This window comes from Pelagicoccus albus (assembly GCF_014230145.1).
GTDB lineage: Bacteria > Verrucomicrobiota > Verrucomicrobiia > Opitutales > Opitutaceae > Pelagicoccus > Pelagicoccus albus.
Genome location: NZ_JACHVC010000006.1, coordinates 497,728 through 509,837 on the forward strand (window position 1 = coordinate 497,728; position 12,110 = coordinate 509,837).

At 52.5% G+C, this 12,110-nt stretch carries 11 protein-coding genes; all 11 read left to right on the forward strand.

Features of this window, described 5'->3' with window-relative positions:
* Positions 1–97: 97 nt before the first annotated feature.
* The 11 genes from smpB to H5P27_RS05580 all read left to right on the forward strand — a co-directional run bounded on the left by smpB (position 98) and on the right by H5P27_RS05580 (position 11,980).
* Entirely contained in the window at positions 98–586 is a 489-nt protein-coding gene (gene smpB / locus H5P27_RS05530; protein ID WP_185659373.1) for an SsrA-binding protein SmpB, read from the forward strand.
* 32 nt (positions 587–618) lie between these two features.
* Positions 619–1,533 carry a homoserine kinase gene (thrB, locus tag H5P27_RS05535; RefSeq protein ID WP_185659374.1) on the forward strand — a complete coding sequence of 305 codons (915 nt, stop codon included), beginning with the start codon at positions 619–621 and terminating at the stop codon, positions 1,531–1,533.
* On the forward strand, positions 1,526–2,002 hold the full coding sequence (locus tag H5P27_RS05540) for a TrmH family RNA methyltransferase (RefSeq protein ID WP_185659375.1): 477 nt from the start codon (positions 1,526–1,528) through the stop codon (positions 2,000–2,002). Before thrB ends, H5P27_RS05540 begins: the two co-directional genes overlap by 8 nt.
* Positions 2,002–2,952 (forward strand): glycosyltransferase family 9 protein, encoded by a 951-nt coding sequence (locus H5P27_RS05545; RefSeq protein WP_185659376.1) that lies wholly within the window; start codon positions 2,002–2,004, stop codon positions 2,950–2,952. The genes H5P27_RS05540 and H5P27_RS05545 overlap by 1 nt, the downstream gene beginning before the upstream one ends.
* 94 nt (positions 2,953–3,046) lie before the next feature.
* Complete coding sequence (serS, locus tag H5P27_RS05550) at positions 3,047–4,318, forward strand: serine--tRNA ligase (RefSeq protein WP_185659377.1); 1,272 nt, start codon at positions 3,047–3,049, stop codon at positions 4,316–4,318.
* A gap of 85 nt (positions 4,319–4,403) precedes the next feature.
* A complete protein-coding gene (tilS, locus tag H5P27_RS05555; RefSeq protein WP_185659378.1) occupies positions 4,404–5,771 on the forward strand; it encodes a tRNA lysidine(34) synthetase TilS in 1,368 nt (455 codons plus the stop codon).
* A 31-nt stretch (positions 5,772–5,802) separates the two neighbouring features.
* Positions 5,803–7,836 (forward strand): ATP-dependent zinc metalloprotease FtsH, encoded by a 2,034-nt coding sequence (gene ftsH, locus H5P27_RS05560; protein WP_185659379.1) that lies wholly within the window; start codon positions 5,803–5,805, stop codon positions 7,834–7,836.
* 86 nt (positions 7,837–7,922) lie between these two features.
* The gene (locus H5P27_RS05565; RefSeq protein WP_185659380.1) at positions 7,923–9,185 is read left to right on the forward strand and encodes an aminotransferase-like domain-containing protein; all 1,263 of its coding nucleotides are present in this window, start codon (positions 7,923–7,925) and stop codon (positions 9,183–9,185) included.
* Between the two features lie 64 nt (positions 9,186–9,249).
* Positions 9,250–10,155 (forward strand): sulfate adenylyltransferase subunit CysD, encoded by a 906-nt coding sequence (gene cysD, locus H5P27_RS05570; RefSeq protein ID WP_185659381.1) that lies wholly within the window; start codon positions 9,250–9,252, stop codon positions 10,153–10,155.
* 48 nt (positions 10,156–10,203) lie between these two features.
* Entirely contained in the window at positions 10,204–11,490 is a 1,287-nt protein-coding gene (cysN, locus tag H5P27_RS05575; RefSeq protein WP_185659382.1) for a sulfate adenylyltransferase subunit CysN, read from the forward strand.
* Between the two features lie 145 nt (positions 11,491–11,635).
* Positions 11,636–11,980: a hypothetical protein gene (locus H5P27_RS05580; protein ID WP_185659383.1), complete on the forward strand. Its 345-nt coding sequence runs from the start codon at positions 11,636–11,638 to the stop codon at positions 11,978–11,980.
* Positions 11,981–12,110 lie beyond the last annotated feature (130 nt).

Consider the following 12,110-nt stretch of genomic DNA (forward strand, 5'->3'; position numbering starts at 1 on the left):
CGCTTTGATGCGTCCGCACCCCTGATACTATTTTGGAGCGCGGTTGGCCTTGTCCGCCGCGTTCTTTTTATACCCGGATCACTAGAGAAACCCGAAAATGGCTGGCAAAAACAAGAAAGGCGGCAAGGGGGCGAACCCCAAGGAAATCCGCAACTCAAAGGTTCACCGCGACTATTTGGTCGAGGATACCTACGAGGCTGGAATCGTTTTGAGCGGTACGGAGGTGAAGTCGATTCGCGCAGGCAAAGCCCAAATTTCGGAAGGCTTCTGCCGTTTTCACAAGGACGAGTTTTTTATCTACGCCCTGCACATAGACGAATATGCTTTCGGAAATATCAATAACCACGTGCCGCGTCGGGAACGAAAATTACTCCTCAAGAAGTCGGAGCTGAAGAAGATCGCTCGGGCTCTCGAAGCCGGCGGGAAGTCGGCTATCCCGCTTAGACTTTATTTCAAAGAGGCTCTCATCAAAGTGGAGATCGGCATCTGCACTGGCAAAAAGCTCTTTGACAAGCGGGAAGACCTGAAGAAGAAAGCGCAAATGCGAGACATAGACCGTGTCATGAAAGAGGTACGCGTCCGCTAATTTGCCATCCGAATATCTCACTCCTTTTTAATATGTCATCCCTCTCTCGCGTCATTTGCAAAGTGCCTGGAAGCACCTCGAATTGTGGATCTGGCTTCGATACGCTTGGAATGGCAGTTTCGCTCTACAATGAAATTTGCGTGGAAAAGGCCGAAGCCGCTGGAGACGATTCGTTTGGTCCGGATATTTTTGCCAAGAGCGAAATGGCCCGCGAGACCGTAGCCGCTTTTTTTGAAGAAAGTGGAATCGCCCCGTTCGACATCAATATTCGGATACGCGGCGATGTGCCGCAGGCAAGGGGGCTTGGGTCTAGCGTAACTGTACGCGGAGGTATATTGGGCGCTTTGGCCGAATTGGCGGAAGCGGGTTGGGATAAGGAAAAACTAGTCGAGGTAATTACCAAGCTCGAAGGGCATCCCGACAACGCCAGCGCTTCGATCCTAGGCGGGTTCACGGTATCCAGATTTGTGAACGATCCAGCCAAAGTGGAAGCGGTTACCCAAATCGAAATTGACGATTCCTTGCGACTGATCGTGGTTTCGCCCGAGTTCGAGGTTTTGACCTCCGCTTCCCGCGGCGTACTGCCAAAGTCACTGGACTTCGCAACCGCTGTTTCGAGTATCAATTCGGTTTCATGCGTGGTGGCCGCTCTCGCTTCTGGCCAATACGAATCGCTCGCCGATGCGGTGCACGATAGCATGCACGAACCGTATCGGCTGAAAAATATCCCTGGCGGGGCTAGCGCCATTGCGGCTGGATTATCCGCTGGGGCATACACGGGTTGGCTGAGTGGAAGTGGGTCGAGCGTACTCTGCGCCTGTTCTGCGGAGTTTTCAGCTCAGGTGATGCAAGCCATGCGAAACGCATTTACAGAAGCCGGCTTGGAAAGCGTGGGTCGCGATCTAAGTGCCGACAACACAGGGCTGCAGATTCTTTCCTGTGAGTAAGCCTCTTCTCCATGTCGTTCTGTTTCAGCCAGAGATTCCTCAAAATACGGGGAACATTGGTCGGACCTGCGCCATTACGAATTCGAGGCTGCACCTCATCCATCCGCTTGGATTTGTCATAAAGGATAAGCACTTGAAGCGTTCCGGCATGGATTACTGGAAGTCCCTCGACGTGCACCACCACGAAAACTGGGAGGCTTTCAAAGCGAGCGAAATGGGGCCTAAGAGACTTTTTCTTTTCACCACCAAGTCCAGCCAACCGTATTGGGATGTGAACTACGAGGACGGGGATGGTCTCCTGTTTGGCAATGAAGGCCACGGAGCACCTGATTGGCTGCACAGCGAAATGGGCGAGGACAGGCGGCTAAACATTCCTCACCACAACAAGTCGTTGCGGTCGCTCAACCTAGCCACTTCCGCAGGCGTGGCAGTGTTTGAGGTCATGCGCCAATTTAGAGGAATCGGCTAATGGCAAAGCGAGTGAAGGCGCTCGTCTTGATGACATCTCCGCTGGACAAGATTGTTCATGCCTTGAGAGTGATGGAATCGATAAAGCGTCGTAAGCCTGAGCTCGAAATCACTTGGGTGGCGCGTCGAGTGTATGAGCCATTGGTGGCGGCTTTCGATTTTGTTGATCACACCATAACCTTTCGACGTAGCGAAGCGCTAATACACTCAGTCAGGCTGCTGAAGCAGATTCGCAAGGTTAGGTACGACTATGTGATGGATCTGGAAGGCTACGCTCGCACCGGCGCCATGTGTTTTTTCGCAAAAGCCAATCGTAAGATCGGGCTGCGTTCAGCCCGTGAAGGGGCGACCATCTGCTACCGTGAGTTGGTGGGCGAAGCCGAAGTGGATGGAAGGCATCTGATCGAGCAATTGCAGGCATTTGCGACCGTTTTCGGATTGGCGGCGGAAATGCCCGTGGAACTGAATCTGGCTCCGACGAATGCGAGCTCTCCCTTTTCTCAAAAGGCTAGTCATTCCCCCTTTGTTTGCTTGTTTCCAGGTCGTTTCAAATCTGCTCGAGCATGGCCCGGTATGATCGATTTGGCGTGCTGGTTGGTGGAGACCCGGCCGGAATTTCAAGTCTATCTCGTGGGAGTGGTGCCATTCGAGGTGAAACGTAAGTTGCCAGATAGGGTTTATGATCTGCAGGGAAAGCAGGATTGGCTTGAGATTTGCAATCTCGTCAAAGAAGCCGAGCTTGTGGTCGCGAACGACAATGGTCCGGCCCAGCTTGCAGATGCCTTGGGCTGCCCTAATTTGACTCTCTACAGCTACGTATCACCGGAAATGCGAGGCTCTTACCCGCTGGATAGCGAGCGATGTTCATCCCTCATGGCCCCACGTGGCGATGTCTCTCAATTGGAAGAAGCGCTCGTGCATGCCGAAGTCGAAAAACTGCTAAGCTTGTGAGCTGGCTTGACTCTCGGCCAAGCTCGGGGATAAGGCGTGGTCTCGTTTTTCGAGCATATTTCCCTTGGAGAACCCTGATTAAGCACAATCGAAGATGATCGATCCGAAATTCCTACGAGAAAACCCAGACGCAGTACGCGCGGGCATCGCCAAAAAACACATCAAATGCGACCTCGACGCGATTCTGACGTTGGACGAAAAGCGTCGCAGCTTGATCGCCGAAGCGGAGACCTTGAGAGCTCAGCAGAAGGCTGCCAACAATGAGATGTCCCAACTCGCCAAAGGAAGTCCGGAATTCATCGCCAAGGTTCAGGAGATGAAAGCGGTTTCGGCCGACGTGAAGGCCAAGGATGCGGAACTTTCGGCAGTGGAAGAAGAGTGGGGACAGGCTGTTTTAAATATCCCAAATCTTCCCGATGCGAGCGTGCCGGAAGGCCGTGACGAGAGCGAGAATGTGGTCGTTCGCGAATTTGGCGAGATTCCAGAGGAGGCCGATTTTCAGACTGCCCACTACGATATCGATTGGATCGAGCAGATCCTCGATCTTCCGCGGGGCGCCAAGGTGAGCGGCGCGGGATTCCCATTCTTTGTGGGAGACGGAGCGAAGCTCGCCCGCGGATTGATCAATTTCTTCCTGAACGAAGGCGGCAAGGCAGGTTTCGAGGAAATCGGGGTTCCTTTCCTGGTCAATGCGGATAGCGCCACTGCGACTGGACAGCTTCCCGACAAGGAAGGACAGATGTATCAAACGGTTGAGGACGGGCTTTACGCAATCCCGACTGCTGAGGTGCCTCTCACGAATTTCTTCCGGGACGAGATTCTGGAGGAGGCGGATTTGCCGGTTTACCGCTGTGGACATTCTGCTTGTTTCCGACGTGAGGCGGGGAGTCATGGCAAGGAAGTACGCGGCCTGAACCGTGTTCACCAATTCGACAAGGTAGAGCTGCTCAAGTGGGTGAAGCCAGAATCCAGCATGGACGAACTGGAAACTCTGAGAGGCTATGCGGAGAGTTTGCTCGAAAAGTTAGGCCTGCCATTCCGCACTCTGTTGATGTGCGGTGGCGATATGGGTTTTACCAACTGCAAGCAGTACGATCTCGAGGTTTGGGCGGCCGGCCAAAAGCGTTGGCTTGAAGTTTCGAGCTGCAGCAACTTCGGCTCCTACCAGGCTCGTCGAGCTCGTATCCGTTATCGCAACTCTGAAACCGGTAAACCTGAGATCGTTCACACTCTTAATGGCTCCGGTCTCGCGGTGCCTCGCGTTTTCGTAGCTATTATCGAAAACGGACTGCAGGAAGACGGCCGTATTCGTTTGCCGGATGCACTTGTCCCCTACGTCGGCAAGGAGTACATCGAACGTAAATAGTTCAGCTAGGGAGGGTCATTTGAACTGGAGAGAAGTGTGCGCTCGGCTTGAATCCGAGTTTGATTCTTCTCGCATTTCCCCTCGAGTGCTCCGTCGTATCGACGACGCGGAGACGCTTTACCTTGCTTGCTCCGGCGGGGCGGACTCCGTGCTGGCGCTCTTAGTCGTTTATTCCCGGCTGGTGGAGCTGGATCGCTTGGATCGGCTCGCTGTTCTGCATTTTAACCACGGGCTCCGTGGGGCGGCTTCCGATGGGGATGCTTCTTTTGTCCAGTCGCTCTGTTCTGACTTAGATGTTCATTGCGTGGATGGCCGTGCGGAGGAATCGGATACAGGCAAGATCACCAATGAAGAGTCCGCGAGGGAAGCTCGCTTTGCTTTTTTCCGCGAAGCGACAGGGGCGAGCGAAGCGGGTCCTGTGTGCATTGTGAGCGGACATCATGCTGACGATGTGGTTGAATCAATGTTGATTCGTTTGTCGCGCGGAGCTGGCCTGCAGGGCTTAAGCGCCCCTCGAGAACTTTCCAAGGCAGGAGGCGGTCTCGAATTTGTTCGTCCGCTGCTGGATTTCGGAAGGGCCGAGATCCATGATGTTTTGCGAACGGTAGGTGGCCTGTGGAGGGAAGACGAAAGTAACCAGTCTGATGCGAATTACCGAGCTCGCTTGAGAAAAGGAGCCATTCCATCTTGGGAAGATGCTGCGGATCGACCGATTCGGCGGGGAGTGGGGCTCAGTCGCCGCTTGTTGGCTGAGGACGCTGAAGCGTTGGAGTATTGTGCCGAGCAGGCTTGGAGTTTGGCTTGCCAAGGTGAAAGGCGTTTATCGAGGGCTAGCGTTTCGGGATTGCCGACGGCGTTGCAACGAAGGCTGCTTGATCGCTTGGCGGGCAAGGATTTTCTGTCGGCCCAGACGATGGACTTGGCGCTTAAAGCGCTCGAGGGGCAAGAAGCGCTAAAAATTCAAATATCTGCAGGAAGCCTGCTAACTCTGGGAGACGACGACATTAGCGTAGCGAATAATTGTCCTGTCGAAAATGATTCTAATTGGGCACCATTCTATCTCCCGATCGGAACGCGGGCCTTTTTGCCAGACGGGTCGAAGCTGAGTTGCGACAAGGTTTTTGCCGTCAAAGAATTGCTGGGTTCGTTCGAGCTAGGGAGTAACCAAGACGCCGAAAAAGTGTACCTGAGCTCGCTAGGGAACTCTTCCGAAAGACTCTATGTCCGTAGGAAATTGCCGGGCGACGCATTCAAGCCGCGCGGGAAGTCGTCGCCCAAGAAACTCAAAAATTTGTTCATTGATCGTAAAATCGCCGCTGAGTCCAGAGGGAAACTGCCCGTGTTCGAATGTGAAACGGGCGGAATAGTCTGGGTTCCTGGCCTGCCGCCTGCTGCGGAACGCTCCCTCGAGCTGGATACCTATGCCGCCTTGCGATTGACTTACGAGCGATGAGACTCAACGTATACTACTCCATTAGATTTTAATGCCTGATAATAAAAGTAATAACCGACGCGGTCCCGTCAAAGGCGGGCCTGAGCGTTTTCAACCCAAGGTAATCATTTTCTGGGTGGTTCTAATCGCCCTGATGCTGATCATCTGGCAGCAGTCTAACAAAACCTCCGTCGTAGATCCGCTTAGCGTGAGCGAAGTGGTCGAGCTGACGAAGGACGGTCGCGTAAGGGGAGGCAAGATTTCCCCCATGCAGAACGGAGGTTCCGATTGGTATGAGATAGGTGGGACCATCGCCGTATCTGTAACCAATGAGAATGGCGAAGAGGTCTTGGCCAACAAGGCTTTTGCGGCCAAGGGGCGCTTGTCAGAAGCGAATTACGACATACTGCAGTCCAGTGGCGTTTTTACTGAGACTAGCCCGAACAATTTCGTACCACAGCTTTTGGCTGGTATCATCCCGTTCCTGTTGGTGATCGGTCTCTTGTATTTCCTCTTCGTGCGTCAGCTCAGAATGGCTGGCAAGGGAGCTCTCAATTTTGGCAAAAGCAAGGCGAAGCTGCTTACTCGCGATAAGGACAAGGTCACTTTCGCCAACGTGGCTGGTTGCGACGAGGCGAAGGAAGAGGTAAGTGAAGTTATCGACTTCCTCAAAGACCCAAAGAAGTTCCAGCGTATGGGAGGTAAGATTCCGAAGGGCATCCTCATGGTAGGCCCTCCAGGTACAGGTAAGACGCTTCTTGCCAAGGCAGTCGCGGGCGAGGCGGATGTTCCCTTCTTTTCGATCAGCGGTTCTGACTTCGTGGAAATGTTTGTTGGTGTCGGCGCCAGCCGTGTTCGCGACATGTTCGAGCAAGGCCGCAAGAGCGCTCCTTGTCTAATATTCGTGGACGAAATCGACGCTGTCGGGCGCCAACGTGGAGCGGGGCTCGGCGGTGGAAATGACGAGCGTGAACAGACTTTGAACTCCCTCTTGGTCGAGATGGACGGTTTCGACACTACCGAGGGGGTTATCATCATCGCGGCGACCAACCGTGCCGACGTTTTGGACAAGGCGCTTCTTCGCCCAGGCCGTTTCGATCGTCAGGTCGTTGTCGATCTTCCTGACCTTCGTGGCCGTGAGGAAATTCTCAAGGTTCACGCCAAGAAGATCCGCTTGAGCAATGAGGTTAACCTTTCTTCGATCGCTCGTGTGACTCCAGGGTTTGCGGGTGCGGATTTGGCGAATTTGCTCAACGAAGGCGCTTTGACTGCGGCTCGTAAGGGTAAAGATCAAGTCGAGAATATCGACATGGACGAAGCCCGCGACAAGATCTCATACGGACGTGAGCGACGCAGGGTAGTAGACGAGGAGGATTTGAAATCCACGGCTTACCACGAAGCGGGACACGCCTTGGTCCGCGCGGTTCTCAAGGACAAAGACGTTCGCTTGCACAAGGTTACCATCCTTCCGCGTGGACGAGCCATGGGTATGGCCATGTTTGCTCCGACGAAGGACGTGCTTGGCTCTTCCAGAAACCAGATGCTCGACATGATCGCAGTTGGTTTGGCAGGACGAATTGCTGAAGAAATAGTGACGGGCGACTACAGCACTGGAGCTCAGAGCGATATTTCACAGTCCACCAAAATCGCGAGAGACATGGTCTGCCGCTATGGTATGAGCAGTTTGGGTCCGATCGCTTTTGGCGATAACCAGGATCAAGTATTCCTCGGACGCGACATCAACCGTACTCAGGATCACAGTGAACGGACTGCTGAAAAGATCGACGAAGCAGTAAGCGAACTGATCCACGAGCAATTCGAGCGAGCTAAAACAGTCATCGAAGAGCGGAAAGAAGAATTGATCGTTCTCGCTGAAGCCCTGTTGAAGTACGAAACGATCGAGGGTAAGCATGTGGACGAAATCCTTACTTACGGCGAAATTCGCTCGGAAGTCGTTTCCTCCAAGACAGAGCTCGACGAAAGGTTGGAGCAGGAAAAAGCTAAGCTTGAACAGAAGAAAACAGCCGCAAAGGCCAAGGAAGACACCCCTCCGCCAGCCGTGGACGGGGCCCCTTCAATTGCTTAGCTTGATTCAGGACTGAATGTTTATTTTGGACAGTGGTGAGTAAATCGCCACTGTCTTTTTTTTCGAAAAATCCTAGCACATCCATCATGTCACTTCATTTTTCCGCCCTCGGATCGCGCCAAACCGAGTCCGACATCGCTCGCCTCATGACGACGGCTTTGGCCAATCCCGATTTGTTAAGCCTAGCGGCTGGATTTACGGACACTGAGACGCTTCCCCTCGCTGAGCTAACGGAGATGGCGAATTTGTTGGGTGAGGAAGGCGACAAGAGCGTGCTGCAGTATGGTACCAATCAAGGCCACCTCGGACTCCGAAAATTGTTAACTGAGAGACTTGAATCACAGGACTGTTCGGCAACCTCTTACGCGATCGAGAATTCCTTCATTTCGAATGGCTCGCAACAGGCTCTTTATTTGGCGGTGCAGACACTTTGCGATGCGGGGGATATCATTCTCGTCGAAGAGCCAACCTATTTCGTGTTCTTGGAGATGCTAAGAGGGCTAGGAGTCGAGGCGGTATCGATGCCGATGCTCGCCAATGGCGATGTAGACGTCGAGGGCGTCAGTGGCCTCCTTGATTTTTATGCCGAGCGAGGAGAGCTCTCTCGCGTTAAGGCCCTCTACCTCGTTAGCTATTTTGCTAATCCAAGCGGCCACAGTGTTTCGAGAAGCTGCAAGGAGAGCCTTCTGAACCTTCTGAATAGCTATGAGGGTCGCATCGCTCTTTTTGAGGATGCCGCCTACCGCGAGCTTTATTATGACGAACCGTGCGAGGCGGAGAGTTTTCTTAAATTGCTCGGAGAAACGTCATCTGTCCCTGTTTTCTATACGACGACTTTGACGAAGCCTTTCGCGACCGGATTGAAAGTTGGCTATGGCTATTGTAACCACCACGAGTGGCTGGGGAAAATGCTCAGTCTGAAAGGACAACAGGATTTTGGCACCTCAAACTACGATCAGGCTCTCCTCTTCAAGGCTTTGGATACAGGGCTTTTTGATCGACATCTAGCGGGACTGAGAAAATCGTACCAAAGCAAGATGGAAACCCTTCATGACGCCTTGGAAACAGCCTTGATTGGGATGCAGTGGAGCTGGGAAAAGCCTGCTGGCGGACTCTATCTTTGGCTAACCGCACCGGATGGTGTCAGGACCGGGTTTGATTCCGAGTTTCACCGGATGGCAGTAGAGCAGGGCGTTTTGTACGTGCCTGGTGAGTTGTGCCATGCCAAGAAAACGCCTCTGAATCGGGTGAGACTGAGTTTTGGAGTCTTGCAACCTGACGCTCTTAAGAAGGCTGCGAAGCGTTTTGCCGATGCGGTCTTGTCCGTTTCAGCTCCAGCAAATTTATAAAAACGAAATTGACTCACCGGTTTCGATAAGAGAGTTAACAAAACATATTTAACTTAACTAGTTTATGCAAGATTACTCAGTAACGCACTTGAAACAGCTAGAAAGCGAAGCGATCTACATCCTTCGGGAAACGGCTGCTCAGTTTGAGCGTCCTGTCCTTCTGTTCTCGGGAGGAAAGGACTCCATCGTGATGACGCATCTTGCGATGAAGGCATTTTGGCCTGCTAAGATTCCATTCCCATTGTTGCACGTGGACACCGGGCACAATTTCCCTGAGACGATAACGTATCGCGACGATCTCGTGGAACGTCTCGGCGCGAACCTCGTGGTCGGTTCCGTTGAGCAAGCGATTGCGGAGGGCAGAGTCGTAGAGGAGAAAGGTCCCAATGCTTCCCGAAATATGCTGCAGATTCAAACCTTGCTGGATGCCTTAGAAGAAGGTCAGTACGATGCAGCGATGGGGGGTGCGAGACGCGACGAAGAGAAAGCTCGTGCGAAGGAGCGCTTTTTCTCGCATCGCGATGAATTCGGGCAATGGGATCCGAAAAACCAGAGACCAGAGCTTTGGAACATATTCAATGGCCGCATGGCTCAAGGTGAGCATTTTCGTGTGTTCCCACTGAGCAACTGGACGGAAATGGATGTATGGCAGTACATGAAGGCGGAGAATATCGAGCTTCCCAGTTTGTATTACGCCCATGATCGCGAAGTCGTAGTTCGCAACGGGACAATTCTCGCAGTTTCGGAATTTGTTCAGCCTCGCGATGGCGAGGTGGTTGAAACGAAGCGCATCAGATTCCGCACCATGGGTGACGCGACTATTACGGGAGCCGTCGAATCGGATGCCGATACGATGGATAAGATCATCGAGGAAGTGGCGGCTGCCAGACAGACCGAGCGTGGTAATAGAGCGGATGACAAACGGAGCGAAAGCGCCATGGAAGACCGTAAAAAGGCAGGCTATTTTTGATTCGATCCCTCTTGTAACCATTTTAAGAATACAGAATTTCCAATTATCATGAGCACAGAAGAAAGCGCTCCAGAAAAAGGCTACTTAGACATGGACTTGCTCCGTTTCACCACCGCAGGTTCGGTTGATGACGGAAAATCCACCTTGATCGGTCGATTGATGTACGACTCCAAGGCGATCTTTGAGGATCAGCTAGAGTCGATCGAAAGCACCAGTAAGCAGCGTGGAGACGAGCACGTGAATCTTGCTCTCCTGACCGATGGCCTTCGCGCCGAACGCGAACAGGGAATCACGATTGATGTCGCCTATCGTTATTTCGCGACTCCTCGTCGTAAGTTCATCATCGCCGATACGCCGGGACACATTCAATACACCCGCAATATGGTCACAGGCGCTTCGACGGCGAATCTGGCGATCATTTTGGTTGATGCCCGTAAAGGTGTCATCGAACAGACTTGTCGCCACTCCTTTATCGCGAATTTGTTGCGTATCCAACATGTGGTGATCGCTGTCAACAAGATGGATCTTGTCGATTGGTCTGAGGAGCGTTTCAACGAGATCCGGGAAGAGTTCCGTAAATTCGCGTCTCGATTGGATAACATCGTTGAGGTTTCTTTCATCCCGATCAGCGCCCTAAAAGGTGATAATGTGGTCGAGAAATCGGAAAACATGGATTGGTACAAGGGCCCGACATTGTTGTACCATTTGGAAACGCTCTACGTCGGTCCGGATGCTAACCATGTCGATTCCCGTTTGCCGGTACAGTGGGTAATCCGCCCTCACAGTGATCAGTATCACGATTTCCGCGGCTACGCTGGCCGTGTTGCCGGTGGCGTGTTCAAGCCTGGCGACAAGGTCGTTGTCTATCCTTCTGGCTTCGAAGCTCAAGTTAAAGCTATCCACACCGCGGATGGCGAACTGAGCAAGGCTTACTCGCCTTTGAGCGTGAGCATGACGTTGGATCGCGAGATTGACATCAGCCGTGGAGACATGATCGCGAAGCCCAACAACCCCCCGACTGTGGGGCAGGATATTGATGCCATGGTTTGCTGGTTCTCAGATAAGCCGCTAAACGCTCGCGGCAAGTTCTTGATCCGCCATTGCGCCAAAGAGGCCAAAGCTCTCATACGGGAGGTTAAGTACAAGGTCGACATCAATACGCTTCACAAGATCGAGGATGACAACACCCTCAGTTTGAATGACATCGGACGTATCACGCTCCGCACGGCTGCACCTCTGTGTTATGACAGTTACAAACGTAACCGGGTGACCGGATCCTTTGTCCTTATTGACGCATTTACGAATGAAACGGTTGCTGCCGGCATGATTCGCTAGGCCTCAATCTGTACAAGGAAACTCTTTTAGGTGCCTGAGCGATTTCGTTTCGCTCAGGCATTTTGCGTGTCAGGGTTGCCCTTAGAGGGAAGTCTTGTTTACAAAGTCTTTACAACTGGGAGGGCTGTCGGGTTATATTCTAAGCATGCAGAAAGCTGATGATTCCCCACTGACAATTGATGAGATTGCGGCGCGTTTGAAATGTGCTCGCGGTTGGGTGCAGCTTTCGATCGATGCGGGTTGTCCTACAAATGCTGACGGACGAGTGAGTATTCGAGACTTTATGCTCTTTCAGCTGACCAACATTTCGCAGATCCGAGCTCTAGCAGGTCTCCCAAAGATTGAGATCAAAAAGGAGGAGGGGAGCTTGAAACCGAACGTGAAGGCGATCCTCACCACCCAGCTAGAATGGCTGCAAATTCGCTCCACTCGCGGAGCTGTGAAGACGGCAGCGAAACTGGTTTGCGATCGGATAAACTCCATCGATTAAACCCTCTCCCTTAAGCGCTTGGTCTAGGTAACAGCCATTTTGACTGTCTTCATTATTTAACAAGACAGTCTCCCTTTTGTAGTTGAGATAAAGGTATGTTTGAATAGGGTGTTTATCGGAACTCATTGAT